This window comes from Phyllobacterium endophyticum (assembly GCF_003010935.1).
GTDB lineage: Bacteria > Pseudomonadota > Alphaproteobacteria > Rhizobiales > Rhizobiaceae > Phyllobacterium > Phyllobacterium endophyticum.
In genome coordinates this window covers 1,579,101-1,604,514 of the sequence record NZ_PGGN01000001.1, presented here as the reverse complement: position 1 = coordinate 1,604,514, position 25,414 = coordinate 1,579,101, and the positions used below count along the sequence as shown (strand labels likewise).

The window sequence follows — 25,414 nt, the reverse complement described above, 5'->3', positions numbered from 1 at the left end:
CCGTTGGAAGTCGCTGCAGCGAAATGGCGTGGTTACAGGGTCAAGTGGCTTCGCAAAGCCGCAGGACTTTAACGCCAGATGATCGCGTGGTGGAGTTTCAAGGACGGGCTCTGGAAGGAAGTGATGCATGGCCCAGACTATTGATGATATTTTTGCCGATTTCGATTTTCTCGACGATTGGGAAGACCGCTATCGCTATGTCATCGATCTCGGCCGTGACCTGAAGCCCTATCCGGAAGACGCACGGGATGCCGCGCACAAGGTCAGGGGCTGTGTCAGCCAGGTTTGGCTGAAGAGCACCCTCAACGATGACGCCGATCCGGTCATTGAACTCGTCGGCGATTCCGACGCTCATATCGTACGCGGTCTCGTCGCGATAATGATGGTGCTTTACTCCGGCAAACGCGCGTCCGAGATCATGGCGATCGATCCGGAAGCCGTGCTGAAGAAGCTCGGTCTTGACGAACATTTGACGCCGCAGCGGTCAAACGGATTGCGCGCCATGATCGGGCGCATCCGCAACGAAGCGCAAAACGCGCTTGCCCCTGCCGCAGTCACCCAGCACTAGGCTGGTATTGTTACCCGCCGGTTTCAAGCCAGATCGGTTGCAACAAAATCATATCTGCGCCAATTCTCCCCTAGTTCATGATCGGACGGTAGTCTTCGCTGCCCCAGTGGATGATGCGGGGCCTGCTGCGAGACGGCGCGGCCGGGTGATAATGCCGGTCAAGCACTGCCAATGCGGTTCGCAGGATCAGCTTTGCCGAACGAACCGGCCACTGGCGTTCGCGCTCCACCAGTTCAAGCCCTTTCAAGAAACAGCACACGTCTATCAACACACCAGACAGTTCCGGGCCGACCGCGTCCAATGCCCGCTCGACCCTCAGGCGAGCCGCGAGAGCAGCATCGGTGATCTCGAGCACGCCATTGCCGCGGGAGCCGGAACCCGTCAGTTCCCAATTGACGCCTATCGACGGCATCAAATTGCCGAGAGTGAAATCGGACCGCAGTCGCTCGCCCGCCTTGAATGCCTCTTCATCGATAAATGGCCGGCCTTTGGCGTCCTTTCGCTTGCGCAACATCGTGAGCGGCGACTCCGCGTCATGTCCTGGGGCCGATAATGAACCACTCCTGTCGGTCACCGTAATCACTGCGTCGCGCCGGTGCTGACCGGCATAGGGATCGTCAGGCCGCTCCAGGCGCCGCAACCATGCACGCCCTTCCGGGTTGATATACGCCCTGCCCTTGCACAAGCGCGCCAGCCCTTCGTTCAACACAACTTTCAAGCAATCGCGTGCGGCCGAAATCGTCCCGTGCGCTCCACTTTCGAGCATTATTTTCCCGCCATCCTGCGTTTCGCCAACCGCCGCGTCACCCTTGGCAATGAAGCGCAACAGCCGCGCCATCTCCCTGTCGCCTGGTCCCATCATGCGCGCAACCTTCCGCTTTCCACAAAAGCAACCCTGATGATATTCTCAATCGTCTGAATGATCCGGTCGAACTCCAGATCCTCGCGCATGTCCTCGATCAGGTGACAGGCATGATTGACGGTGCTGCGGTCCCGGCCGAATGCGCGCCCTACCTCGGCCATGGTCAATGCCAAGGTGACATGCGCGACATACATCCCGACCTGACGCACGCGCGCTACCGACCGCTCACAGCGCGAGTGGGATCGCAGGTCGCGTCCGTCCACATTGAAAAAGGCCGACAGAATATCGAGGACACCGTCGCATAAGCGAAAAAGGCGCTCGTCGGCCGGCGCTTCTTCATTGACGACTACCAAAACGGGCCGTGTACACCGGCGGCGTCTGGCCTTCAGCGTATCGACGATAGCCTGCGCTTCGGCTCCGGAGCGGATCAGACGGGGCAAACTGGAAGACATACTCACTCCACTTCAATGTAGGAATATCTTCTTATAGATGTCCGATCAAGAACGTGGATAAGTTTTCTACCATCTGCGCGTCAAGCCTCTGTTCCCCCACAGTATTTTCTTTTCCGGCATAAGTTAATAGGACTTTTATCCTGCCATGGCGGTCTCGAGTCATACTCCATTCATCCCCAAACAAGGAATGGACACATGGATGTGAGTGATTGGTATGAACAACGTGGCGCGTTCCTCGTCGAAAGGGAAAAACGGGCGAGCGAGGCCAGACAACGCCTGGTCCTGCAAATCCTCTGCAATACTGATCTGGATCAACTGATCGGCAGCGACGACAAATCGAAGTGTCACATGTGCAGGCGTCTGAGACGTTTAGTCGAGCGCGAGCGCCTCAAAGGCGTATCCGGTCACTGGAGCTACGATCTCAATCGTCACATTGGCTTGAAGCAGGCGCTCGATACGTTGAAAAGTTCTATGCGCCAAAACATCCCGGCAGACGCAGCCACCTCGCGTGGCGCATAGGTTCGCAGTGACAGGCCTGCCGGTTTTCGATCTCTCGGCACTACACCGCCATTAGCATCGTCACGCTTTTTAAACGAAGCCCACCCGCCAAAAGCAGAACGGCGCCTGATGGCGCCGCTCTGTCATTATAGTGGACTTGGCTTCAAGCGGCCTTTTTGCGCTTGCGGCCCAGGCCCATGTTCTTTGCCAGGCGCGAACGTGCGGCTGCATAATTCGGAGCGACCATCGGATAGGAAGGATCGAGATCCCACTTCTCGCGATATTGTTCAGGAGTCAGATTGTAGTGCGTCATCAGGTGGCGCTTCAACGACTTGAACTTCTTGCCGTCTTCGAGGCAGACAATAAAATCATCCGCGACAGACTTCTTGGGATTGATAGCCGGCTTTGGCTTTTCCTGCACGGCAGCTACTGTTTCCAGACCGCCGCCAACCCGGCCAAGCGCCGCATGAACATCGGCGATAAGGCCAGGCAGATCGCCAGCCGGCACCGAGTTATTGCTCACATAGGCAGCAACCAATTCTGCTGTAAGTTCCAGCAGCACGTCACTACCAGTTGTGTTTGAATTGTCGAACGTGGTCATCTAAGTCCAATTCCTTCGTCTAATTTGAAATTCGGATAGGTAGATTAAAATCACCAATATAAAGTTCAGGAGCAGCGAACTCTCCTGCGTCATTGGCAACAATCTATTCCGTATTTCGTGAATTTGTCAAATCAATACTTCGGTTACATAAGAAATATTTCAACTATTTCCACAGGCGGAGAGTATCAGGAGACAGCGGGAAATAGACTCAAGAAAGCCGAAATCTGTATGCATGTGCATTAACAAGGATACGCATGCAAAAGGATTTGCGGCATACAACTAAGACAAAAAATGGCAAAAATGAGGAAAGAAGGGCGAGGCCGAAGCATTCTACAATAACGGATATTGCTATGTGTAGTGTTCGTGCCTACATCTGCGTCAAAAGGAACCAACGATGAACACAAGAACATTCAAGGTCGTCAAGACGGATGCGGAATGGCGCGAGCAGCTGACGCCGGAACAATACCAGATCACGCGGAACCACGGGACGGAACGCGCTTTTTCCAGTCCGAATTTCGATAGCAAGCTCAAGGGCCTGTACAAATGCGTCTGCTGTGATCGTCCGCTCTATCGCTCTGAAAACAAATATGAATCCGGCACAGGCTGGCCTAGTTTCACCTCGCCGGTAGAGCCCGATGCCGTCATTGCTGTTGAGGATCGCTCCTATGGCATGCTGCGAACCGAAATAAAGTGCGCCGATTGTGATGCGCATCTCGGGCACGTCTTTCCCGACGGCCCTCCCCCGACCGGCCTGCGCTATTGCATGAATGGCAACGCCTTGGTCTTCGATCAGGATTGATCATCCTGCAAGTTGCTTTAACCTGTGCTGACCTCATTCTTTCCGGCGGATTTTTCTGTCCGCCTTCTATCAATTGAAAGTTTTCCATGACCCATACGCCACGTTTTGCGAGCATCCCAGCGCCTCGATCCGAAAAAAAGCCCGTGTCCGATACGCGACATGGAATCACTCGCACGGACAATTATGCCTGGATGCGAGCCGACAACTGGCAGGATGTCTTTCGCGATCCCACGACGCTCGACCCCGCGATTCGCACGCATCTGGAGGCGGAAAATGTCTATCAATCCTCGCTGATGGCGGACACGAAAGACCTCCAGACCAGACTTTTCGAGGAAATGAAGGGCCGGATCAAGGAAGACGATTCGTCTGTGCCTTCCAAGGATGGCCCCTACGCCTATGGAACATCCTACAAGACCGGTGGTCAGCAGCCGCGCTTTTTCCGTACCCCGCGTGATGGCGGCGCAGAGACGATGCTGCTGGATGGCGATCTCGAAGGGGAAGGCAAGGCCTATTTCCGCCTGGCGTCCGCCGATCATTCGCCCGATCACAGCAAGATGATCTGGGGTTTCGATGACAAGGGCTCCGAATTCTTCACGTTGAAAATACGTGATCTCGGAACATTGCAGGATGGTGCCGAGACTGTCAGCGATACGACAGGCGGCGGCGTCTGGAACGCCCGGTCGAATGGCTTTTACTATACACGCGTCGATGCCAATCACCGGCCATCCCGCCTGTTCTATCATCAACTCGGCCAGGCGGAGAGCGAAGATCGCCTCATCCACGAGGAGAAGGATCCGGGATTCTTTCTCGGCGTCGGCGGCAGCACGCTCAACGACTTCGTTTTCATCGACATTCACGATCACGAGACATCGGAGATCTGGCTCATTCCCGCGAACGACGCCTTCGCCGAGCCAAGGCTCGTCGCAGAGCGGCAGGCAGGCGTTGAGTATAATCTTACGGAAGGCGGCGACGTTTTTTACATTCTCACCAATGCCGATGGCGCCAAGGATTTCAAGATCATGAGCGCCCCGGTTGGCGCGCCGGGAAAGTCCAACTGGACCGAGGTCGTTCCGCACCAGGCGGGGCGGCTGCTCCTCGGCCATTCGGCCTATACCAACCATCTCGTCTGGCTGGAGCGTGAAAACGGCCTGCCGCGCATCATGATCCGCGATCGCCATTCGGGGGAGCAACATTCGATCTCGTTCGACGAAGAGGCCTATGCGCTCGGTCTGCAGGGCAGCGCCGAATATGACACGGAGATTATCCGTTTCTCCTATTCGTCCATGACCACGCCTTCGCAACTCTATGACTATAATATGCGCACGCGCGAGCGCACGCTCCTGAAAACGCAGGAGGTTCCTTCCGGCCACGACCCGGACGATTACGTCACGCGCCGCCTGCTTGCGCCGGCCCCCGACGGCGAGATCGTGCCCGTCTCGATCGTCTACCACCGGGATACGAAGATCGATGGGTCAGCGCCATGCCTGCTATACGGCTATGGCTCCTATGGCATTACCATTCCGGCGAGCTTCAATACCAATTGCCTGTCTTTGGCGGATCGCGGCTTCATCTATGCCATCGCCCATGTCCGTGGCGGCAAGGACAAAGGCTACGACTGGTATGAAAACGGCAAGCGTCTGAAGAAGAAGAACAGTTTCAGCGATTTCATCGCCGCCTCGGAACACCTCGTCGCGCAAGGCTTCACCAGCCATGACCGCATCGTCGCGCAGGGCGGGTCCGCAGGCGGCCTTCTCATGGGCGCGGTGGCCAATATGGCGCCGGCAAACTTCGGCGGCATCATTGCCGAGGTGCCCTTCGTCGATGTGATCAATACGATGCTCGATGACACGCTGCCGCTGACGCCTCCGGAATGGACGGAATGGGGCAATCCCATCACCTCCGCCACCGACTACGCCTACATGGCCTCCTATTCGCCCTATGACAACATCTCGGCGCAAGACTATCCGCCGATCCTGGCTGTCGCTGGCCTCACCGACCCGCGCGTGACTTATTGGGAGCCGGCAAAATGGGTGGCGAAGCTGCGTGAGATCAAGACAGACGATAATCCTGTTCTCTTCCGCATCAACATGGACGCAGGCCATGCCGGCGCGTCAGGCCGCTTCTCGCGGCTGGAAGAAGTCGCCTATGTCTATGCATATGCGCTGAAACTCGTCGGCAAGACTGGAGCCTGAGCACCCGCCCGCAAGTCGCTGCGCCTGGGGTGGAAGGCTCTAGGACAGCCGTAGCAGCAGGGTTTCCGACAATGAACCGGCGATGGTCGTCGCCAGGATCCATAATCCTGCCAGGCCCAGCGCTGCACCGGCCAAACGCGACAGCGTGCGGCCGATCGGGACGATTTTCTCCGCCAGCACGTAGATGGCTATGAGTGCGATCCAGAAGACATTCATCACGCCGCCGACAAAAAGCAGCGCCATCAGCGCCCAGCAACAGCCAACGCAGTATACTCCATGGCGCAATCCCAGCATCAGTGAGCCCCTGGGCTCGCGCCGAAATCCGCCATGCCGCTGGATGAACTGCAGCGGTGCCTGGCATTGACGCAGGCACGCATCCTTCAATGGCGTCCACTGATATAGCCCGATCACCACGAGCAGCACGCCGCTGAACAAGCCGCTCGCGCTCGACATCATAGGCGTCAGCAGCAGAGCTTTTTCGAGCGCCCATTGTCCGAGCGTCGCCAGCAGGGCGAAGCCCACCCATGCCAGCACATAGCCGGCGAAGAAATATCCGGTGGCCGCCAGCGGCTTGCCCTGCAAGGCGCTTTGCCGCCCCACCCTTGCATAGAGCAGCACCATCGGGGCAGCGGATGGTGTCATCATACCCACCATCATGACGATCCACATGGAAAGCATGACGGCAAAGTCCGTCGGGCTCCAGGGCCGGAAAGCCGGCGTCAGCGCCATTCCGGTCTCACCCGCGCCCATGTTGATTCCCGGCATGTCCTCCATTTCCGAATGGTCCATTGCCATTCCGGGCATCGCCATTTCCGGCATCGCCATGCCGCTGGCGTCCATGCCGCTGACGTCCATGCCACGGGCCAGCCAGAGGATGTATAGCCACGCGATCGCTGTCAGCATCGCAATGGAGAGTGCAACAATGGTGCGATCGCGTCGCAGAATGGCTTCGAGCGCCGTGTCAGCCATGGCCAGCCTCTCAACCTAATGCACGACGCCGCTTTCCGTGATGTGCAGATGAGCGAACTGCGCGTGAGAATCCGGAATGGAAAGCTTCAGCGGACCTTGCGTTTCGGCCCATCCACGTCCGACTTCGCAGGTATCATATTCGAAGCCGTTGGGCAGGTTTATGCGCGCGCGATGCTGCTGTCCCGTGACGGGATTGAGGATCGGTTCGCCATGCGCTTCGATCCACCCGGGTACAGCCAGCCGCGCATTACGGCCGTCGACATCGACTTCGAAATCTATCTTCGTGAATACGGGATCGTGAAATGTCTCGAAAGTCGTCGAGAATACCTGGAAGAAAGTCGCGCCCGGCTCGGTATCCAGTCCGCTCATGATGCGAAGCAGCGCTTCCCGCTGTTGTGGAGAGGCACCCTCGTCGACAATCGGAACAACTTCACCCCGCCCCTCGTGAATGGCGCCTGGCCACGCCACGATGATGGCGCATCTCAAACCGTCGAGCTTCGTTTCACCGTGGTGGCCCTGGTCGATTTCTACACCGAGGACGGCGCAGCAGTTTCCATGCGTGGGCAGCGCGTTGAACTGGCAAGGGCAACCGTAAGCACAGTTGCAATGAACGAATTCGCGTCCCACAAGTGTCCATTTGATATCAGCCATGTTTTCCTCCCAAGATCGATGCCTGATGCTCTTGAATACCTCCTGCTCCTGTAGGCGATTAGGCGCTCGAACTTGTCGTTTGTCCAGCTTCTTGCCATTCCGCCCGCATGATGTAGTGGGTAGCCCACGCGCTGCGAGCGGAAGCCGGGCCTGCCGGTGCCGCGCATTCGCGTTACTGTAACGTACTGTCCTTTGCCTCCTGATGCGTGGCAGGTTCTTGCCGGGATCGCGTTCAAGGGAGAGGTTCGATGGCCCGTGAAATCAACAATCATCGAGGCGGGCACGTTGGCCTTCTCGTCAAAGCCATGTGCATGGCAGGTTTTCTGGCCGGTACAGCCGCCGCCCAGCAGCCCACGGCCGCACAGCAAAGCGCCATCAAATCCGCCTGCCGCTCCGATTTCATGGCGCAGTGCTCGGGCGTAACGCCCGGTGGTCAGGCCGCGCTTTCCTGTCTCCAGCAACACAATTCGTCCCTGTCGGCAGCATGCCAGGCCGCCATCGGTGCGCTTGGGCCGGCTAAATCCGCACCGGCAGCATCTGCCACATCGCCCGCCACGGCACCGGCGACGGCTCCCGCTGCGGCTGCCGCGCCCGCAGTTCCGGCCTTTACCCCGCGCGAGGAGATCGCCATCGTGCGCCAGTCCTGCGGCCCGGATTTCCGCAGATTGTGCAGTTCGGTCGCTCTGGGCGGCGGGCGCGCCATCGCCTGCCTCAGGAACAATCTCGCCAGTCTCTCCCCTACGTGCCAGAAGGTGCTGAGCGCGGGACGCTGACAACCTCACGCCACGTTCACTTCGGCGTGGCTTGAGCTTTCGCGCAGTTACGCGCACTTGGAAAAGAGCTATAATGCCAGGTCACACCATTTTGGTTTTGGCTACCATTGTCGTTCCCTAGGTATTTGCGCTCCGGAGGTTGTTGAATGAAGAAAAGCACGTTCGCTTTGATGCTTGGCTTGAGTTTTCTGGCGCAGCCCTTCTTCTTCCTAGGCGACATGTCACAGGTGCAGGCCGCCGTGCGCAAGAATGTCAGCGAATATGCCGGTCAGCGTTGCAATACGCCGCCGCGCGGCTCCGGCATCATCCTCGGCCAATATACCGGCACCACCGACAACCCGATCCTTTCCATGGGCGGCGACGACGTGACGGTCTCCTTCTTTCGTTGCTTCACCTCCATGGCAGAGTGCCAGGGCTGGCTCTACACCCTGCGCAGCAAATACACCGACGGAAATTCGGTTCTGATCAGTTGCAGGAAAAGATAGGTCTCACGCGTCACTCCGAAGCCCACGGAACCCGCAGCGCCATTCGCGGCGATGCGGGCCATTTGCTGTCGCCCCTGGTTCAAACGGGCGGGCATCTGTCGCCCTTGCCCTTTGGCACGCAGGGCGGGACGTCCGGCTTGACTTCGACTGGCTCCAGTTTCGCTTCCGTTGTGCCGGTTTTGACCTCGGGTTTGACATCTGGAACGATCGGCGCATCGATGATCTGCACGCTTGATGCCTCCTTTGCGGTTGACTTGCTATAGTCGGCAGCGGGCCCAGATGGAGGTGTGAGTTCAGGCGCCGAGCCCCATTCCGTCGGCTTGTCGGAAAGCTTGAAGCTCAATTTGCCTCCGTGTCTGATCTTGTCGAGCGGCAGCCAGGTCCCCTTGTATTCCGCATCGCCGAGTTTCATCTCGGAGATGTAACGCATATCGTCGAGCATTGCCTGTTTGTCGGTTTCGATGCGCAGCTTCTTGCCATTGCCGAGCCAGACGGTCGCGCCGGAGAACTGCGGCGTGGATACCGCCATGCCCGGCGCGGAGGGGATGACCGGATAAAGGCCGAGCGCCGACCAGACATACCAGCCGGAGGTTGCGCCCATGTCATCATTGCCGGGTAGACCACCCGGTTTTAGCGAGAAGTTCTTCCGCATGATGACCGGGATGATGTACTGCGCGTGCTTCGGCGAACCTGCCCAATTGTAAGCCCAGGGTGTCTGGAAGGCCGGTTCATTGCCGATGTAGTATCCGGACGAACCCTCGCCGCCGTTCAGGTCAATTCCGGACGGCTCATCGGCCAAGCTGAACGACTTGTAGGAAAACAGGGTGTTCAGCCGCTCTATACCTTTCTGCTTGCCACCGAGCTTGTCGATTAGCGCCGTCCAGTCATGGCCAAAAGCCCAGATGTAGTTCTCCTCTGTTGATTCGTGAAATTCGCCGGATGCCCAGTTTCCCTCGTCATCTTTGGCACGCAGCCGCATTTGATCTGCGCTGTCGTCAAATATGTTCTTCCAGTTGGAAGCACGATTGAACAGCGTGGTAATATCCGCCTGATCGCCCCCCGCTGACGGAAGGCCAGCAAGAAAACTACCGATCGATTGGTCTGTCGTAATCATTTCGATCGTGTTTGAGGACGCGTGATCCGAGTTCCTCGCGGATAGATAGTTTTTTGCAAGATAGGCCGCCAGTCGTCCGCTGCCGGCGCTCGACTTGTCATTGCACTTGCTGTCCGCATCGAACGCCGATCGCTTCATGAATTTACGGGCGTTCTCCAGATCGAAATTTTTCGCTCCGAACACGTAGGAACCGGCAACGACATTCGGTGCATGATCGCCCTCCATGGGCGTCGTGTCTTCGCTGCCATCGACCCAATGGGGAAATGCGCCGCATTGCTGCGCATCGGCAACCAACGATTGCATCATATCGCTGGCCTCATCGGGCGCTATCCAAGCCAGCAGCTGCGCCTGGGAACGATAGCTATCCCACATGGATAAGCCTGAGTAATGCGTCTTGTAGCCGGCATCCTTGCCGTCGACCTTGAACTTGTAGTTTGCCACGTTTTCGGTGGCACGCACGGGCAGATCGCCGCCGCTGACCTGCTTCATGCTGCGATACTCGCCGTTAACGTCACTGAAGACGGTCGGGCCGCTATAGACACGATATAGAGCCGTGTAGAACTGCGTCAGCTTGTTGGTGGCGTCGGCCTGTTTGTCCTGCGGCACCTTCTTGAATTCTTCTGGCCTGGCGAGATCGAGCTGGATTGTATTGAGCCGCTGGTTCCAGATATCCAAAGACCGCTCTTTAACAGCATCAAATGACCACCCAGCATTTTCCGTCTCAAGATTGAGTTTGGCATTGGCCGCACTGACCGAAGAAATACCGATCTTCACCTGAACGCTCTTGTCCGCATCTGCCAGATCGAACTGGAGTGTCGCAGCATCGTTGTCAACGGAGGATGTCCTGAGAGGCTTGTCGAAAGCGGCATGAAAATAGACGGGCTGTTTCCATGTTCCGCCACAGAAAGCAGGCGCGATGGCCTGACCCGAGACCGATTTCTTGTCGTCAGCAAGTTTGACTGTGACCGGGCTGGAACCGCCATCTTTGCTCGTATTGTTGCGGCTTGAGTCGATGATCAGGAAAGCCTTGTCCTTGTCGGCAAAGGTGAACCGCGTCATGCCGGTGCGTGTCGTCGCTGTGAACTCGCTGTTGATGCCATTGTCAAATTTCACCTGATAGTAACCGGGCTCAGCTTTCTCGTTGGCATGATTGTAGGATATGCCGCTCGTGGATATTGCAGAACCCGAATCCTTCGGCAGCATGGCAACAGCACCCTGCCCGCGGCAACCGGGTCCGTTTAGATGTGTCATGCTAAAGAACTGTATCGACTTATCGTCATAGTAGTAACCGCCTGAGCCCTTTCCCCAGCCCTGGCCACTTCCCTTCGTGTCAGGTCCGAAACTCACCATGCCGAACGGCGTCTGCGCGCCGGGGTTGAGATTGCCGGAGTGCCCGCCGCCGGTTTCGGTATCCGTTGTTCCAACAAACGCATTGACGAACTGCGTCAGGGCCATGTCCACGCGCGGGTTCCTTAGCCCGTCCATCTCCGCCTCCAGTTCCGCAAAGCGCTTGGTGAACTCCTGCGCCAAGGCCGCGCTGAGTTTACTGGCGGTCTCGAGCTTCTGTGCAAATTCGGCGATCCTGGCAGTCAAGGTCTCGATCATTGCCGCATTCGTGGTCTTCGTCAGGGCTAGGCGATGGTTCTCAATGTCACCTTTGATCGCCCCTATGTCTTTTTGCGACGTGGCAATCGCGGCCACGAGATCCGTGCGCAGCGCGATGACCTCAATGGACATTTTTTCCAGACCGGCGATGCGGGTGGCATCTTCCTTGCTGATCTTTGGTTCAGCTTGCAGCTGGGCAACCTGAACCTGCAGCTTTTCCACCTGCGGCAGTAATGCTTCAAGTGCCTTTTGCGCCGTTTCAAGACCGCTCACCCGCGTCTCGACGCCGTCCAGCCTGGCACCCTGTCCGGCAATGCGCTTGTCAAGCTCTGCTCGGAATTGTGCCAAACTATCGCGCAGCTCGGCGATCGTTGCGCCATCAGCTTTTCTGCCTGTCTCAAGAGAGGCGACGCGCTCCGTCAGCGCCTCGAATGCGCCATTGGATTGGGTATCGGCTGGCGGGCTCTTGTCGTCGCCGTCGCAGCCCGTGAGCATGGTCGAGGCGAGAAGTCCAGCCACGAATATCCGTCGTAATGTCATTGTTTCCTCCAAATGAATTTCTTGAAAATTTGTGAGACAGCCGCGATATCCTTCCGCGCATCACAGGGCCGCCGACGGCGGCCCTGTGATCTCTATCTCAGCAGCGGGGTTCACTTACCCCGCGTTCACGGCTTGACGGGCGCGGCGGCCGTTGGCACAGCAGCGGCGACCTTGCCGGGAGCTGTTTTCCCGAGCAGTTCGAACTCGGCAATTTCAACGGCGCCGGTACCAAGCTCCAGCCGGTAACGTGCATAGGTCGCCGGTGTCTTCAGGGCGAAGGGACGCGTCTGGCGCGGCCACAGGAACGCCTCATCCTTGCGCTCATCGAGAGTATCCCATTTCGTGCCGTCATCGGAACCCTTGAGTATCCAGCTCCTGGGGCTGGTTGCCAGGTCTACCATGCTGGTCAAGGTGTAGATGCTGACTGGCGTCGGCGTTTCGTCCTTCTTCAGGGCGACGTCGATCTGCGCCGCTCCAGAAGCACTCGTCCAGGAGGTAGCGGACGTGCGGTCGACCAGATTACCAGAACCTGCCGGCGTGCTGGCAGTCAGCTCGTAGCTGCCCTGCGGCAGCAGCGATTGCAGCGGGGCGGGTTTGATAGACCCTAGCGTGATCGAGGTCGGAACGTCGTCTTCCCCGGTTCCCCATTGTGACGGATTGGGACCCATGTCGAATTCGAGCGTCCCGCCTTTGGCGATCTGGGAATGCAGGAGATAATTATGGCGGACAGGCCTGCCGTTCAGGCGCACCGCCTGCACATAGCGATTGCTGGAACTGACATTGGGGGCCTTGATGACCAGCTTGCGTGAAATATTGTCGAGGCCTTTGAGCCAGATGGTCATTTTCGGGAAGTAAGGTGCCCCGATGGCATATTCCGGCCGGCCCATGCTGACGGGATAAAGCCCCGTGGCGCTCAGAACGTACCAGGCCGACATTTCGCCGTTGTCCTCATCGCCGATATAGCCGGTACCGTCGGAAACGCCGTTCTTATCGAAGCCGGTGAAATACAGCTTGTCCATCACGTCGCGCAGATATTTCTGACCACTGGAAGGCGACCCCGCATAATTATACATGTAGATGGAATGATGCACGGTCTGATTGGAGTGCTGGTATTCGCCGACATTGGCGAGTTCATGGACTTTCGCGGCTTCGTAAATTTCGTGGATGATACTGCCATAGCTGCCCCCATCAAGAATAGGTGCGGTCGTGAAGAATGCATCAAGCTTTTCCCTGAGCTTGTCGCGCCCGCCATAGAGATTGGCGAGACCTTGACCGTCCTGGGGGGCCAGGAACGCGTAAGACCACGCGTTGCCTTCTGTATAGCCATAGCCCCAGGTCTGCGGCGTATCGGGGCCGCTCGCCCAATCCCCATCTGTTTCCTTCGTGCGAAACCAGCCGCCCGCCCAGGTACCGGCAGAGGTTGCATCGAAGATATTGGGATAGCTGATCGCCCTATTCGCAAGGTAAGCGGCATCATCCGGCTTGTCGAGTTGCCCTGCCAATTGAGAGATGCCGAAATCGTTCAGATAGGCTTCAAGAGACCACGCGACAGATTGGCCATCTCCCGGCTTGTAGCCATAGAAAGGCATTTGAAGCATGCCTTTGCGGCCCCTGCCGTGTTCGTCACCAACACTGGTGGCATTACGCAGCATGGACTTGTAAGCAGCGTCGATATCGAAATTCCGCACACCCTTCATGTATGCATCAGCCAGGACCACATCCAGACTGGTTGCGACCATGGAATCCTCGTAACCGGGATTGGACCAGCGTGTCGTCCAGCCGCCATCCTTGTAGCCATTGACGAACCCGTCGAGCATCTCGCCGGCTTCATTAGGGTTAAGCAACGTATAGAGTGGCCAGGTTGTGCGGTAAGTGTCCCAAAAGCCGTTATTGACCCAGATCTTGCCTTTCTTGATTTTATCGGTGTCCGTGTAAGGGCTGGAATATTTCGCTTCATATTTGCCGTCGGCGCCCTTGACCCTCTCCCAGGCGGAATTCGGATAGAGGAACGAGCGATACATGTTCGAATAGAGGATGATCTTCTGGTCTTCGCTTGCGCCCTCGACCTGTATTGTGTTCAGCCTTTCATTCCATGCGGCTTCCGCCAATGCCTTCACATCGTCAAAGGAATTTGCGGCAATTTCCTGGTTGAGATTGTCTTCGGCCTGTGCCTCGCTGATGAACGAGGTTGCTATGCGCATGCCAATGACCTTGGAACCAGCGGGGGTTGCGAATTCCACCCACGAGTTGTTTTGGGAACTGATGATTTTGTTGTCAAATTTCATGAAAACGTACATGGTCGGGGTCATGCTGGGTGCTTCGTATTTGGTAACGCCCGACGCTGTGCCCTTATCGCGGTCGACTGTAAGCGTGCCGCCATAGGTATTGAACCTAACACCGGTTTTTTCCGAAGCATCGGGTGCCGTGATGCGGAAATAGGCGGCGTGATCGGTTGGCGTGATTTCTGTCTTCATGCCGTTGTCGTAGGTCACACTATAATAATGCGCTGTAGCGATCTGGTTCTTGCGTTGAAACGCATGATCTGTGGCATTGGCGGCATCTATATCCGGCGTAATCAGCATGGCCTGACGATTGCCAAGATGCCGGCTTGCCTCATGCGTCACCATGAAGCCTTCCATCGTATAATCCTTGTCACCGTGGTAGAAAATACTGCTCCACACTCCGGTATTGACCGGCGACCACATATTGAAGCCGAAAGGCATGGCCGTTGCGGGAAAAGTCGAGCCCTTTGCAAGATCGCCGGGATCAGCCGAGCCGCGCGTGGTATTGACATATTGCGCAAGCTTTTCGGGATTGAACGTCAGCAACTTGACCTCCGCCCCCAGTTCCGCAAAGCGCTTGGTGAACTCCTGCGCCAAGGCCGCGCTGAGTTTACTGGCGGTCTCGAGCTTCTGTTCAAACTCGGCGATCCTGGCAGTCAAGGTCTCGACCATTGCCGCATCCGAGGTCTTGCTCAGCGCCAGGCGATGGTTCTCAATATCACCTTTGATCGCACCTATGTCTTTTTGCGACGTGGCAATCGCGGCATTCAGATCGGAGCGCAGCGTGGTCACGTCATCAGACAGCTGCTTGAGACCGGCGATGCGGGTGGCATCTTCCTTGCTGATCTTTGGTTCAGCTTGCAGCTGGGCAACCTGAACCTGCAGCTTTTCCACCTGCGGCAGTAATGCTTCAAGTGCCTTTTGCGCCGTTTCAAGACCGCTCACCCGCGTCTCGACGCCGTCCAGCCTGGCACCCTGTCCGGCAATGCGCTTGTCAAGCTCTGCTCGGAATTGTGCCAAACTATCGCGCAGCTCGGCGATCGTTGCGCCATCAGCTTTTCTGCCTGTCTCAAGAGAGGCGACGCGCTCCGTCAGCGCTTCGAATGCGCCATTGGATTGGGTGTCGGCTGGCGGGCTCTTGTCATCGCCGTCGCAGCCGGCAAGCATGGTCGAGGCGAGAAGTCCAGCCACGAATATCCGTCGTAATGTCATTGTTTCCTCCAAATGATTTCTTGAAATTGGTTTGTTCTTCAAAAAGCGGCGCGCCTTGCGCGTGAGGCTGCAATCAGCCCCGCTTGATAGTCCGCGCTCCTCCCAAGCCGGTTTCAAACGATTAAAACGAGTTTTCGACCTAATTCTGTTACTGCGAGTGTGTCAATTCACCTTAAGTCCAAGAGAATGATTTAATTCACGGCATAAGACATGTAAAAAATAAGGGCCGGCGGATTTCTCCACCGGCCCTTCGCGCTGCTTCTCGAAGCGCCTATGCCACCAGAACCGGGGTCTTGTTCGGCACGCGGTCGTAGAGGTCGATTATGTCCTGGTTGATCAGGCGAACGCAGCCCGAGGACACGGCCTTGCCGATCGACCACCATTCGGGCGAGCCATGCAGGCGATAGAGCGTATCGACGCCATCCTTGAAGAGATAAAGCGCGCGGGCGCCGAGCGGGTTCTTCAGCCCGGGCTCCATGCCGCCGTTCCTGGCACTGTACTGCACCAGTTCCGGCTGGCGGGCGACCATCTCATCCGGCGGCGTCCACTTGGGCCAGTGGCGCTTCCACTGGACCACGGCACGGCCGGACCAGGCGAAACCGTCCTTGCCGATGCCGACGCCATAGCGGATCGCCTGCCCGTCTTCGCGCACCAGATACAGGAATTTGTCGGCCGTATCGACGACGATCGTGCCCGGCTGCTCGCCCGTCGGATCCTGTACGATCTGACGCAGATAGCGCTTGTCCATCTTGTCGATCGGGATAGCCGGCAGCATGAAACCGCCATCCTCGCGGGCTGAATACATGGCCTGGAACGAGGCGAACGCCGGGTCGACATCCATCTGCGGCGTCGCCAGCGGGTTGCCGTAATCGTCGACCTGAATGACCGGCATGTCATTGCGGATCTGGGCACAGCCTGCCAGACCGGCAGCGGCTGTGGCGGCCATGGCCGTTAGAAAACCGCGACGGGATAGTGTATTTTGCATCATTTAACCAAAATTGTGACGGGATGGGTGAACAGGAAGCTCGTTCGCCTAAACGCACAATGAATATGGCGGCTAACCGATTACAATAGGGCGCAAACAAGGCGGCCCCGAGACTGTTGCCGCGCCGCAACAAAAACGGCGCGGGCAACGGAATTCTTCAGTCAACTGCGGATAAACACTTTGTGAGAACGCCGGGTATCTCTCCCCTTTGCGGGAGAGAAAGGATTGTCCTCGGTTCAGCCTCTCCGGTAAATCCCTGGAAAATACGAGTGAGGTGGTAGTACGATGATTGCAGATCGCCTCTCTTGCGATTTCTGCCACTTGGCGAAATGGCTAAGATGCTGAAATCGCTTTCTCCCCCGCAAGGGGGGAGATAAGGTGGCAAAAACTACCAGCAGGACGGAATCAGAATCATGGCGGTCAATACTCAAGCCCAAACAGCGACATGGACCTATGTCGACGGCGACTGGTACGAAGGAAACGTGCCGCTCATCGGCCCGCGCAGCCATGCGATGTGGCTGGCCTCGACGGTCTTCGATGGCGGGCGCTGGTTCGAAGGCGTCGCGCCCGATCTCGACAGACACTCGGCCCGCGTAAATGCGTCCGCAATTGCGCTTGGCCTCATGCCGACGATGAGCACCGAGGAAATCATCGGCCTCGCCAAGGATGGCCTGAAGAAATTCGACGGCGATACGGCCGTTTATATCAGGCCGATGTACTGGGGCGAGCATGGCGGCTACATGGGCGTCCCGGCCGATCCGGATTCGACGCGTTTCTGCCTATGCCTCTATGAAGCCCCGATGATCAAGCCGAGCGGCTTCTCGCTCACCGTCTCGCCTTTCCGCAGGCCTACATTCGAGACCATGCCGACCAATGCCAAGGCCGGCTGCCTCTACCCGAACAATGCCCGGGCGATTCTCGAGGCGCGCTCGCGCGGCTTCGACAATGCGCTGGTGCTCGACATGCTCGGCAATGTCGCCGAGACGGGTACGTCGAACATTTTCATGGTCAAGGAGGGTCACATCTTCACGCCGGCGCCAAACGGCACGTTCCTTTCAGGCATCACCCGCTCTCGTACCATCGATGTGCTCGCCGATTATGGTTTCCGCACGACGCAGACGACCTTGAGCGTGCAGGATTTCCTCGATGCCGACGAGATATTCTCCACGGGGAACCATTCGAAGGTCGTGCCCGTTGTTCGCATTGAAGATCGTGTTCTTCAGCCGGGCCCAATCGCCAGGAAAGCACGGGAGCTCTACTGGGAATTTGCTCATTCCACCCCGAAGATTTAATCTCAGAACGCGGCCGGACCGGAAATATTGATCCGCGTCGCATTGCTCCTGAAGAAATACGGCCCTATGTAACAAGCGCAGGTTTTGTCAGGATTGGCGTCCATTCCCAAAAAGGGCCCGCCCGGGCCAGCCAATCCCGGCACAGATTACCGAAGAGGAGACTTCCATGGCTTTCGAATTGCCCGCACTGCCGTATGATTACGACGCACTCGCACCCTATATGTCGCGCGAAACCCTCGAATATCACCACGACAAGCACCACAAGGCCTATGTTGACAACGGCAACAAGCTGGCTGCCGAAGCCGGCCTCGAGAATCTTTCGCTCGAAGAGGTCGTCAAGCAATCCTATGGCAAGAACGCCGGCCTCTTCAACAATGCCGGCCAGCATTACAACCACGTGCATTTCTGGCAGTGGATGAAAAAGGGCGGCGGCGGCAAGAAGCTTCCGGGCTCGCTCGAGAAGGCTTTCGAATCGGATCTCGGCGGCTATGACAAGTTCCGCACCGATTTCATCGCAGCCGGCACCACGCAGTTCGGCTCCGGCTGGGCATGGCTCGCCGTCAAGAACGGCAAGCTTGAAATCTCCAAGACGCCCAACGGCGAAAACCCGCTGGTTCATGGCGCATCGCCAATCCTCGGCGTCGATGTCTGGGAGCATTCCTATTACATCGACTATCGCAATGCGCGTCCGAAATATCTCGAGGCATTCGTCGATAATCTGATCAACTGGGATCATGTGGCGGAAATGTACGAAAAGGCCAGGTAAGCGGCGCCTTACAAAGCACTACGGCCCCGTCACCGGCGGGGCCTTTCTGTTTTAAACGCTTGCCAGACACCGGATTGTTTCAGGAACGGTCATGGGCTTTGACATACGCTTTCAAGATCTCTTGCATACGCGTAAGGTGTCCCTTTCCCTGACTTTTGAAAAACTCGAACACATCCGGATCAAGTTTCAGGTGAACGGATCGAGGCTCTTTCGGCTCGACCACGCGGGCATTCGCCCAAAAGTCCGGCCCGAGGTCTTCACCTTCGAGGGGTGTAGGATTGCGGGATAGCTTCCCCTCCTTGTTAAAGTTTTGCAGGTCATCGAGTGATGCGCGCTTGATATTGGTCCTCGTCAAGTTGACCTCCTTTCCAAGCTGTGATGAGGCGGGTAACCTCGTTTCGACTCGCGTGGACAACGATGAAACAGTCGTCCTCAACCATACCTAATGAAATAAACCGTTCTTCCCCATAGTCTGCCCTATCATCTCTTTTGGTCAGCACGGGGCCTCTAAAAATCAAAGCCGCATACAAAAGGTCAACTCCATGCTTTTGTTTCACTTGTCGGCGCTTGTCTTCATCCCATTCGAACTCCAATGCGGCCGCTCCTTAATCAATGGGTAATCAAATCTACTTCGCAGAACACAAACATGAAATGTGGGATAAGTGTACACTATTTTTGTACACTCCGCAAGGCTCGCCCATGGATACAAGGACCCTTTGACAGCCGTAAAGACGCTGCTTCTTTGCATTGAACGTGCCGAAACGATAAAGCTACGACGCCGCAATTGCATTGATCAAATGATCGATAAGAGCTTTCATCGGACCGAATACGTGATGCGCACCGATGTCCCCGCCCCTGGCTTCGAGCTTATCTCCAGTTTGCCTGCCATCGTTTTCATCAGTTCGACGCAATTCGTCAGGCCAAGCCCGACATGTTTGCCTGCCTTTGTCGAAAAGAATGGTTCGCGCACCTTGGCCAAGAGTTCCTGGGTCATGCCCGAGCCGTTGTCGCTGACAGTCAGGATCAATAACGGTCGGCGCAGAAACCTTTGATGGATGACAGCGCTGATCGTGATGACCTGGTCTTCGCGCCCGGCGACAGCGTTGGTCGCGTTGCGCACGAGTTCATCGATCAGCAGATGAAATTGCGAGGCGGGCACGAGGGTCTCACGGGCCTCGATATCCGCCTCGACTGCCAGGGTGTTTTGGCAACCCCGCGCGATATCACTGATGATCCGGCCAAGGGGCGAGAGTTTTGCCTGATGTCTCGCATGTCCGATGATCATCAAGCCTTCATTGATCGAATCAAGCTCGACCACTGTGCGCATCGCCGCGTCTGTCATCTCCAGCGGCGGAGGTATCGGGCCGTCGAGATAGCCGAGGAAAAGGCGCAAGGCTGCGATCCGGGTGCGGGTCATGTGGGCGAACAGCAGCGAAAAGGACTTGATGTGCTGGTCCTTCTCCCGCGTCGTCTTGTTGTACTGATGTATGGCGATGACGCTCAGCAGCAGGGCGGAGAGTGCCGCGAAAAGACGCAACCGATTGCGTGCCGCGTCATTGGCGATCTGTACCGCTACACTGAGACCCTGGCTCGAATTGACGGTCGTGCTGGACAATCGCACGAGATAGCGATCGGTAGAGATGATGGACTGCAGCGCTTCCTGATAGTTCCGGCCGCTGACGGCGGCGGGCAGAAGCACAGCATCGATCCCGGCAATCAGCCCTTCGAGTTCAGCCTGGTTTTCCGGACCGAGAAAAAACTTGACGTATTCCAGACGCGACAGCAACGACAGATTGAATCGCAACAATCGAGAGGACATCGCTAGTTGGGGCACGCTCTTTCCGGTCTGCCGTGCAAGTTCGAGAGCCCCTGCAATCCGCGCCACGTGTTCCCGGGCTTGCCAGACGCGTGAGCGAATCTCCAGCGCTTGGCTGGCGATGATCTCGCTCCTCTGCCTGTAGGTCTCAGTGCGCGCCAATGACCAGACACTCAGCCCGAGTGAAAGCAACAACCCGGCGTAAAGTACCATTGGCAGCAGCGTGCTAATCGGACGTTTCATTGGGCAGATTGTACCGCCACGACAAACCAGACCCATATCGACTTACGCCCGAGCACATAGGCTTCGGGTAATTCCTGCAGCGGCCAGATCAGGTAGAGAGGCCCCCCGTCATCAACTGACAATGGCCGGTAGGTTTGATCGGCCGAACAAAGCCCGCTGCTCCGGTCCTCGTCGACGCATTTCTGTTCGAGGGCAAGAATAGGCGAATAGGTGTCGATCTCGGCGGCGGTCACCCGGGCCATGAAATCGTTGTATGCCTGCACTTCGAATTCCGTTGCGCCGGAAGCATTGGTTCTCGCCAGAATGTCCTTGAGCAGCGGGCCACGAAAACTGATCGTCTTCTGTCCACTCCAGGGTGTAGCAGTCACTCGTTCGCGCAAGGTGAATTCGTTTCGCAATTGATCGATGGAATACATCGTCTGCGCCTTTCCCATTCCTCGAATGGTCAACGAGTCGGGATCAGGCGCTTGGGCCGCTGCCGAACCCGTGAAAAGCAAGCCAGTGATCAACAGGGCGGCCATCCTCGATACCAGATGACCAGAAAACTTGCGCCCGCCGAAAATATTCCCAGAACGAGATTGCGGAATAATTATTATCAAAGTAAATCTCACAATGGCGATTTAAAAACTGAACCATTATACTTTAGTATAAGACATTTATAAATTTAGCAGCGAGACTTTTGATAATTGCCGCAATATTCCTCCGTTCATAAATGCATAAATGAGAACGATCATCAACAACTATTTATATATGATATATCAAAGAATTTTTTCGTTTGAGAATTACCGATGATAAGTGCGATCCGGGTTTGTACACGCCAATGTTATTAAAACTCTGGTGTGTTCCAAGATCATTATCAACGGCTTACGAGAAAATGATGGAAAAGCGAGGGGATTTCATCGTCTTCGGAGAGCCTTATTGCAATTGTTACCTGGATACTGCCGTCTTTAGTTCCGGCGATGACAACAGCGCCCGGCCTTTTTCACAAGTGACGGATGACCTCCTGAAACTAAGTTCTACAAGTCGGGTATTCGTCAAAGAAATGGCCCACCACGTCGTGGGGTATATCGGAGATGAGGTTTTCGAGAGAGGTGAGAATACTTTCCTTATAAGAGACCCTCGACTTTCCATTCCTTCGCTATACACGATCCTGAACGACTACTCGGAGAGAGACACCGGATTCGACAGCCAACTCGAACTTTTCGAGAAGACAAGAATCAGAACTGGTCGGGTTCCCGTCGTCATCGATGGCGAGGCGCTCAGACAAGATCCTGTGCGCGTCGTCACTGCTTATTTCGGCGCACTGGGACTTGACCCAATGCTCGATGCACTCAACTGGCAAAAGGGCGGACGGTCAGATTGGGCAGGACGCGAGGAATGGCATACGGCCGCCGGCAATAGTACTGGTTTCGCGCCGCCGGCGTGTGAACCTGATCTCGACCGGTTTCCACTGCGTGTTCGGCAAACGATTGAACGGTGTTTACCGATCTACGAGCACCTGCTTGGTTTCGCCGTCCACGGCGGTTAAATGCTGTTCGGCAACTGCCCGAACTTCAAAAGTTTTGCTCGTGCACGCTTGTAATATCGTTCGGCTGAGGCCGCGTCTATTTCGAGATGCTCGCCCAGCTGGTCGAAAATCACCTTGCGGCTGATATCGGCCGGTCTTTGCATCATCCATTGCACCGCCTCCTGCTCGCGCGGCGAAAGAACCGCGTGGTAAAGTTCCGGCGCAACGCTTGTTTCATGCATCAGTCCGACGCAACGCCCGTGATCAGCTATGGTCTGGAGGACCGCTCCCATCGTGCCGGGCTTGAGACTGTTCTTGGCGATATAGCCGGCGACGCCAAGCCGCTGGGCGTCTTCCCATTCCTGCGCGCTTTCCGAACCGGTGATGACCACATGGATCGCCGTCGGCGTCCGGCTCACAATCGCGCTGATCGTCTGGATGCGGTCTACCTCCGATCCCGGGTCGTAGCCGGGCAGGCCAGGATCTATGAGGATGAGCGCAAACTGATTGGTGCGGATCAGTTCCAGCGCCGTCTCCATAGTGGCGGCAGCGTGGATGACGCACGCCGGAATTGCAGCCTGCATTTCGCGCACGAGTGCGAGACGCATCAGATGCTGGTCCTCGACGATCAAGATATCCTGCAAGGAATCGGGGGGCATTCTTAAAACCAGTCTTCAACAATCAATGAATTCAAAAGCCTGCTTATATCCCGATTCGACCAATCGCTTATAGGGACAGCGTTGTCACTTTCGCGCGATCATGATTCGCTCCATTACGGCGATATGAAAGCCACTCACATATATCAGGCGCCGCAGATATCAGCGCCCTTTGCCAACAACGATAATTCTGCGAGAGCCAGGATGGAAACCATACTCTTGATGATCGCCATGAATTATCATGAACTGGCATGGAACGAGGTCGTGAAGCTTTCCAGGTTAAGCGATGAATACAAGAGACTTGGCATAAAGCATCATCTGATAGACAAGCGCCTTGTCATAGCCAAGGAAATCGAGCAGCGGCTGAGAAACGATCTGCTCCGCTGCCCCACGAAAGATATAAAGAACGCTGCCGCCAAGGTCGTGCATCTACGCCGGACCTTTCAGCAGGAAGATGCAACAAAGCGAGGCGAGTGAGCGCCTGACTTCTCACGACTATCCCGGCGGCATTGTCGCTTGTTGCACATGGAAGCGGCCCCGCCATTGGCGGGGCCTCTTTACTTCATAGAGCACGGAAATCACGTTGTCCGGTCGTAAAGCGTTCATGTCCGGCTAAAGCCTGATGCGCCCCTTTTGCTGCCTCATTCCGGAAACAGTGCAGAAACGAAACACCACCGGCCGGAAATAGGGCCGAAACATCCATGTCGGATAAGTGGTGCGTGGATAGTTTCACCCCTGCATCTGCAGGTCTCCCCTCTGCACCTACCCAAGGAAACCCAAGGACATGAAAACTTCTCTCTATACGGCTCTCGGCCTCGCTGTTGCCCTCGCGGTCTCGGTTCCCGCACTTGCCACCAGCGCAAGCGCTGCTGAACCGATCCATCACCGGCATCATGTGGTCCGCCATCACCATTATCATCGCCACCATGTCGTGCACTCAAGGCATCACGTATGGCACAAGCATCACGGCAAGACCGTCTACAAGCACGTATAAGGCGCGCTACGGCAGTTGCAGCGTCCTGCGTGGCCATTGATGGCGCCATTGCCGGTTGTCGCGCCGATGACCGGCATGGTCCGTTTCCGTCACCTGGATTATCTGCCAGCCAAACTCCATCGACCTAAAAAATCAATAGCTTATCCTTTAGTCTATGATACTTTAGGCCTGCATTTATCGGCACGCCGGGTGCCGGGATTTGGGGGACATCGTGAAAAGAAATTCATTCGCGCTCTCGTTTGTCATTGCCGCCGTCATAGCCGCCTCTCCTGCCGCAGCAGAAACCGCAAACCTGCGTATAGGACTGAGGATAGTTTCTCCCGCCGAGCGCGCTCCGATCATCGAATATCGCTCACCCAATTACGTGAAATTCCAGAAGAAGCGCGTCGGTTCGCGTCTGGCTTCACGCATTTGAACAACCGGTTCTGAAAAGTGAACGCCTCCTGTTGATCTCACCTTCATTGACGCCGGATTATTCACTTGGCGTTCATGGAAAAAGTCATAGCTTTTGAACTTCAAGGGACAAGACCGTGGAAAACCTTTGCGAAAGGAAGGTTCTCACTGGAGGAAAGAATGAAAAAGCTAATCTCAACGCTAAGCGCGGTGCTCATATCTGTCGGAACACTCGGATCCATCGAAACGGCAAGCGCCGCACCGATGACAATTCAGCAGCCCGTCGAAATTTCGAGCACCGCACAGAACCCGAACGTGCAGACTGTTCATTATCGCGACCGGTGGGAGCGACGGCATCATCGCTGGCACAGGCGGCATCATGGATGGGACCGCCGGCACTATGGCTGGCGCCGTCATCATCGCTGGGAACGTCCGCGCTATTATAGTGACCGGCCCTATTATCGCAGCCGCGACGAATGGCGGGATCGCCCGTACCGCTCGCGTTATCGCAGCGGTATCTATTTCGAGTTCTGAGATTGAACTGAGCCCCGGTGACCTCCGGGGCTTTTTTCGAAGCGTTTAGCAACGTCCTGCAAACGAAAATGTGATCGCGAGGCCCGCGTGCATTTCACGATGCATGATCTAAAGTGCCAGCCGGAAACCCTTGAAGCCACACCACTTTAGCCACAAGAGTCGGAGATCCCCATGACGAGACTGATTTCTTTTGCCGCGGCGCCCCTGCTTGCCATCGCGGTCCTGTCGGCATCGGCCAGCGCCGACCCGATTGCCGACCGCCAGGCGCTCATGAAGGATCAGGGCAAGACCATCGGCAGTATCACGCCGATTATCAAGGGCGAAAAGCCGTTCGATGCCGACGCGGTGAAGGCCGCATTGACACACCTCAACGAGGACGCGCAAAAGATCGACGTGGCGACACTGTTTCCTGCCGGATCGGACAAGGGCAAGACAACCGCTTCGCCGAAGATATGGGAAGACAATGCCGGCTTCGTGGCTGCCGTCGGAAAGTACAAGAAGGATGCAGCCGCCGCGGCCGAAGCCAACCCGGCGGACCTCGAAAGCTTCAAGGTCGTTTTCAATCAGGTTGGCGAAAACTGCGCCTCCTGTCACAAGGCATTCCGCATCAAGAAAGACTAGCCAG

The 25,414-nt window shown here is 56.5% G+C and carries 26 protein-coding genes and 1 pseudogene; 14 read left to right on the top strand and 13 right to left on the bottom strand.

The window, feature by feature from the left end:
- Nucleotides 1–127: 127 nt before the first annotated feature.
- Nucleotides 128–568, top strand: coding sequence for a SufE family protein (locus CU100_RS07455; RefSeq protein ID WP_106715821.1), 441 nt, complete (start codon nt 128–130; stop codon nt 566–568).
- 70 nt (nt 569–638) lie between these two features.
- Here the strand turns inward: CU100_RS07455 and CU100_RS07450 are convergent, their stop codons facing one another.
- Both CU100_RS07450 and CU100_RS07445 read right to left on the bottom strand, forming a co-directional pair.
- Nucleotides 639–1,430: a DUF6456 domain-containing protein gene (locus CU100_RS07450; protein ID WP_106715820.1), complete on the bottom strand. Its 792-nt coding sequence runs from the start codon at nt 1,428–1,430 to the stop codon at nt 639–641.
- Complete coding sequence (locus tag CU100_RS07445) at nt 1,427–1,882, bottom strand: helix-turn-helix domain-containing protein (protein ID WP_106715819.1); 456 nt, start codon at nt 1,880–1,882, stop codon at nt 1,427–1,429. Before CU100_RS07445 ends, CU100_RS07450 begins: the two co-directional genes overlap by 4 nt.
- A gap of 195 nt (nt 1,883–2,077) precedes the next feature.
- Between CU100_RS07445 and CU100_RS07440 the strand changes: the two genes are divergently transcribed.
- A complete protein-coding gene (locus CU100_RS07440; protein ID WP_106715818.1) occupies nt 2,078–2,401 on the top strand; it encodes a cytoplasmic protein in 324 nt (107 codons plus the stop codon).
- Between the two features lie 142 nt (nt 2,402–2,543).
- Here CU100_RS07440 and CU100_RS07435 read toward each other — a convergent pair whose 3' ends face one another.
- Nucleotides 2,544–2,981: a MucR family transcriptional regulator gene (locus CU100_RS07435; RefSeq protein ID WP_106715817.1), complete on the bottom strand. Its 438-nt coding sequence runs from the start codon at nt 2,979–2,981 to the stop codon at nt 2,544–2,546.
- Between the two features lie 394 nt (nt 2,982–3,375).
- Between CU100_RS07435 and msrB the strand changes: the two genes are divergently transcribed.
- Complete coding sequence (gene msrB, locus CU100_RS07430; RefSeq protein WP_106715816.1) at nt 3,376–3,780, top strand: peptide-methionine (R)-S-oxide reductase MsrB; 405 nt, start codon at nt 3,376–3,378, stop codon at nt 3,778–3,780.
- Nucleotides 3,781–3,866: 86 nt separating this feature from the next.
- On the top strand, nt 3,867–5,972 hold the full coding sequence (locus CU100_RS07425) for a S9 family peptidase (protein ID WP_106715815.1): 2,106 nt from the start codon (nt 3,867–3,869) through the stop codon (nt 5,970–5,972).
- 39 nt (nt 5,973–6,011) lie between these two features.
- On the opposite strand, the gene CU100_RS07420 is transcribed toward CU100_RS07425, so the two are convergent.
- Nucleotides 6,012–6,941 (bottom strand): DUF2182 domain-containing protein, encoded by a 930-nt coding sequence (locus tag CU100_RS07420; RefSeq protein ID WP_106715814.1) that lies wholly within the window; start codon nt 6,939–6,941, stop codon nt 6,012–6,014.
- A gap of 15 nt (nt 6,942–6,956) precedes the next feature.
- Nucleotides 6,957–7,592: a DUF1326 domain-containing protein gene (locus tag CU100_RS07415; protein WP_106715813.1), complete on the bottom strand. Its 636-nt coding sequence runs from the start codon at nt 7,590–7,592 to the stop codon at nt 6,957–6,959.
- 335 nt (nt 7,593–7,927) lie between these two features.
- Here CU100_RS07415 and CU100_RS07410 point away from each other — a divergent pair.
- Together CU100_RS07410 and CU100_RS07405 are read left to right on the top strand one after the other, a co-directional pair.
- Nucleotides 7,928–8,365 (top strand): annotated as a pseudogene (locus tag CU100_RS07410) (cysteine rich repeat-containing protein); the annotation flags it as partial.
- A 146-nt stretch (nt 8,366–8,511) separates the two neighbouring features.
- Nucleotides 8,512–8,850, top strand: coding sequence for a metallophosphoesterase (locus tag CU100_RS07405; protein WP_106715811.1), 339 nt, complete (start codon nt 8,512–8,514; stop codon nt 8,848–8,850).
- Nucleotides 8,851–8,929: 79 nt separating this feature from the next.
- Here CU100_RS07405 and CU100_RS07400 read toward each other — a convergent pair whose 3' ends face one another.
- The 3 genes from CU100_RS07400 to CU100_RS07390 all read right to left on the bottom strand — a co-directional run bounded on the left by CU100_RS07400 (nt 8,930) and on the right by CU100_RS07390 (nt 16,588).
- Nucleotides 8,930–12,109 (bottom strand): GH92 family glycosyl hydrolase, encoded by a 3,180-nt coding sequence (locus CU100_RS07400; protein ID WP_210204077.1) that lies wholly within the window; start codon nt 12,107–12,109, stop codon nt 8,930–8,932.
- A gap of 125 nt (nt 12,110–12,234) precedes the next feature.
- On the bottom strand, nt 12,235–15,603 hold the full coding sequence (locus CU100_RS07395; RefSeq protein WP_106715810.1) for a GH92 family glycosyl hydrolase: 3,369 nt from the start codon (nt 15,601–15,603) through the stop codon (nt 12,235–12,237).
- A 271-nt stretch (nt 15,604–15,874) separates the two neighbouring features.
- Nucleotides 15,875–16,588 (bottom strand): L,D-transpeptidase, encoded by a 714-nt coding sequence (locus CU100_RS07390; protein WP_106716060.1) that lies wholly within the window; start codon nt 16,586–16,588, stop codon nt 15,875–15,877.
- Between the two features lie 413 nt (nt 16,589–17,001).
- Between CU100_RS07390 and CU100_RS07385 the strand changes: the two genes are divergently transcribed.
- Together CU100_RS07385 and CU100_RS07380 are read left to right on the top strand one after the other, a co-directional pair.
- Nucleotides 17,002–17,880: a branched-chain amino acid aminotransferase gene (locus tag CU100_RS07385; protein ID WP_106715809.1), complete on the top strand. Its 879-nt coding sequence runs from the start codon at nt 17,002–17,004 to the stop codon at nt 17,878–17,880.
- Nucleotides 17,881–18,046: 166 nt separating this feature from the next.
- Nucleotides 18,047–18,646, top strand: coding sequence for a superoxide dismutase (locus CU100_RS07380; protein ID WP_106715808.1), 600 nt, complete (start codon nt 18,047–18,049; stop codon nt 18,644–18,646).
- Between the two features lie 79 nt (nt 18,647–18,725).
- Here CU100_RS07380 and CU100_RS07375 read toward each other — a convergent pair whose 3' ends face one another.
- The 4 genes from CU100_RS07375 to CU100_RS07360 all read right to left on the bottom strand — a co-directional run bounded on the left by CU100_RS07375 (nt 18,726) and on the right by CU100_RS07360 (nt 21,226).
- Entirely contained in the window at nt 18,726–19,001 is a 276-nt protein-coding gene (locus CU100_RS07375; RefSeq protein WP_210204076.1) for a BrnA antitoxin family protein, read from the bottom strand.
- A complete protein-coding gene (locus CU100_RS07370; RefSeq protein ID WP_106715807.1) occupies nt 18,964–19,239 on the bottom strand; it encodes a BrnT family toxin in 276 nt (91 codons plus the stop codon). The genes CU100_RS07375 and CU100_RS07370 overlap by 38 nt, the downstream gene beginning before the upstream one ends.
- A gap of 221 nt (nt 19,240–19,460) precedes the next feature.
- On the bottom strand, nt 19,461–20,705 hold the full coding sequence (locus tag CU100_RS07365) for an ATP-binding protein (RefSeq protein WP_170113753.1): 1,245 nt from the start codon (nt 20,703–20,705) through the stop codon (nt 19,461–19,463).
- Nucleotides 20,702–21,226, bottom strand: coding sequence for a hypothetical protein (locus CU100_RS07360; RefSeq protein ID WP_106715805.1), 525 nt, complete (start codon nt 21,224–21,226; stop codon nt 20,702–20,704). Before CU100_RS07360 ends, CU100_RS07365 begins: the two co-directional genes overlap by 4 nt.
- A 254-nt stretch (nt 21,227–21,480) precedes the next feature.
- Between CU100_RS07360 and CU100_RS07355 the strand changes: the two genes are divergently transcribed.
- The gene (locus CU100_RS07355; protein ID WP_146141813.1) at nt 21,481–22,233 is read left to right on the top strand and encodes a sulfotransferase-like domain-containing protein; all 753 of its coding nucleotides are present in this window, start codon (nt 21,481–21,483) and stop codon (nt 22,231–22,233) included.
- Here CU100_RS07355 and CU100_RS07350 read toward each other — a convergent pair.
- Nucleotides 22,230–22,871, bottom strand: coding sequence for a response regulator transcription factor (locus CU100_RS07350; RefSeq protein ID WP_106715803.1), 642 nt, complete (start codon nt 22,869–22,871; stop codon nt 22,230–22,232). The genes CU100_RS07355 and CU100_RS07350 overlap by 4 nt on opposite strands.
- Nucleotides 22,872–23,072: 201 nt before the next feature.
- Here CU100_RS07350 and CU100_RS07345 point away from each other — a divergent pair, with 201 nt between their 5' ends.
- The 5 genes from CU100_RS07345 to CU100_RS07325 all read left to right on the top strand — a co-directional run bounded on the left by CU100_RS07345 (nt 23,073) and on the right by CU100_RS07325 (nt 25,410).
- Nucleotides 23,073–23,345, top strand: coding sequence for a hypothetical protein (locus CU100_RS07345; RefSeq protein WP_106715802.1), 273 nt, complete (start codon nt 23,073–23,075; stop codon nt 23,343–23,345).
- Nucleotides 23,346–23,652: 307 nt separating this feature from the next.
- Nucleotides 23,653–23,862 (top strand): hypothetical protein, encoded by a 210-nt coding sequence (locus CU100_RS26545; RefSeq protein WP_146141812.1) that lies wholly within the window; start codon nt 23,653–23,655, stop codon nt 23,860–23,862.
- 211 nt (nt 23,863–24,073) lie between these two features.
- Nucleotides 24,074–24,277, top strand: coding sequence for a hypothetical protein (locus tag CU100_RS07335; protein ID WP_146141811.1), 204 nt, complete (start codon nt 24,074–24,076; stop codon nt 24,275–24,277).
- Nucleotides 24,278–24,435: 158 nt separating this feature from the next.
- On the top strand, nt 24,436–24,789 hold the full coding sequence (locus tag CU100_RS07330; RefSeq protein ID WP_106715799.1) for a hypothetical protein: 354 nt from the start codon (nt 24,436–24,438) through the stop codon (nt 24,787–24,789).
- Between the two features lie 171 nt (nt 24,790–24,960).
- Entirely contained in the window at nt 24,961–25,410 is a 450-nt protein-coding gene (locus CU100_RS07325; protein ID WP_106715798.1) for a c-type cytochrome, read from the top strand.
- Nucleotides 25,411–25,414 lie beyond the last annotated feature (4 nt).

Bases quoted from the DNA above. Each gene is read 5' to 3' on its own strand.
- CU100_RS07455 (WP_106715821.1), top strand. From the start codon at position 128: ATGGCCCAGACTATTGATGATATTTTTGCCGATTTCGATTTTCTCGAC.
- CU100_RS07450 (WP_106715820.1), bottom strand. From the start codon at position 1,430: ATGATGGGACCAGGCGACAGGGAGATGGCGCGGCTGTTGCGCTTCATT.
- CU100_RS07445 (WP_106715819.1), bottom strand. From the start codon at position 1,882: ATGTCTTCCAGTTTGCCCCGTCTGATCCGCTCCGGAGCCGAAGCGCAG.
- CU100_RS07440 (WP_106715818.1), top strand. From the start codon at position 2,078: ATGGATGTGAGTGATTGGTATGAACAACGTGGCGCGTTCCTCGTCGAA.
- CU100_RS07435 (WP_106715817.1), bottom strand. From the start codon at position 2,981: ATGACCACGTTCGACAATTCAAACACAACTGGTAGTGACGTGCTGCTG.
- msrB (WP_106715816.1), top strand. From the start codon at position 3,376: ATGAACACAAGAACATTCAAGGTCGTCAAGACGGATGCGGAATGGCGC.
- CU100_RS07425 (WP_106715815.1), top strand. From the start codon at position 3,867: ATGACCCATACGCCACGTTTTGCGAGCATCCCAGCGCCTCGATCCGAA.
- CU100_RS07420 (WP_106715814.1), bottom strand. From the start codon at position 6,941: ATGGCTGACACGGCGCTCGAAGCCATTCTGCGACGCGATCGCACCATT.
- CU100_RS07415 (WP_106715813.1), bottom strand. From the start codon at position 7,592: ATGGCTGATATCAAATGGACACTTGTGGGACGCGAATTCGTTCATTGC.
- CU100_RS07405 (WP_106715811.1), top strand. From the start codon at position 8,512: ATGAAGAAAAGCACGTTCGCTTTGATGCTTGGCTTGAGTTTTCTGGCG.
- CU100_RS07400 (WP_210204077.1), bottom strand. From the start codon at position 12,109: ATGACATTACGACGGATATTCGTGGCTGGACTTCTCGCCTCGACCATG.
- CU100_RS07395 (WP_106715810.1), bottom strand. From the start codon at position 15,603: ATGACATTACGACGGATATTCGTGGCTGGACTTCTCGCCTCGACCATG.
- CU100_RS07390 (WP_106716060.1), bottom strand. From the start codon at position 16,588: ATGCAAAATACACTATCCCGTCGCGGTTTTCTAACGGCCATGGCCGCC.
- CU100_RS07385 (WP_106715809.1), top strand. From the start codon at position 17,002: ATGGCGGTCAATACTCAAGCCCAAACAGCGACATGGACCTATGTCGAC.
- CU100_RS07380 (WP_106715808.1), top strand. From the start codon at position 18,047: ATGGCTTTCGAATTGCCCGCACTGCCGTATGATTACGACGCACTCGCA.
- CU100_RS07365 (WP_170113753.1), bottom strand. From the start codon at position 20,705: ATGAAACGTCCGATTAGCACGCTGCTGCCAATGGTACTTTACGCCGGG.
- CU100_RS07360 (WP_106715805.1), bottom strand. From the start codon at position 21,226: ATGGCCGCCCTGTTGATCACTGGCTTGCTTTTCACGGGTTCGGCAGCG.
- CU100_RS07350 (WP_106715803.1), bottom strand. From the start codon at position 22,871: ATGCCCCCCGATTCCTTGCAGGATATCTTGATCGTCGAGGACCAGCAT.
- CU100_RS07345 (WP_106715802.1), top strand. From the start codon at position 23,073: ATGGAAACCATACTCTTGATGATCGCCATGAATTATCATGAACTGGCA.
- CU100_RS26545 (WP_146141812.1), top strand. From the start codon at position 23,653: ATGAAAACTTCTCTCTATACGGCTCTCGGCCTCGCTGTTGCCCTCGCG.
- CU100_RS07330 (WP_106715799.1), top strand. From the start codon at position 24,436: ATGAAAAAGCTAATCTCAACGCTAAGCGCGGTGCTCATATCTGTCGGA.
- CU100_RS07325 (WP_106715798.1), top strand. From the start codon at position 24,961: ATGACGAGACTGATTTCTTTTGCCGCGGCGCCCCTGCTTGCCATCGCG.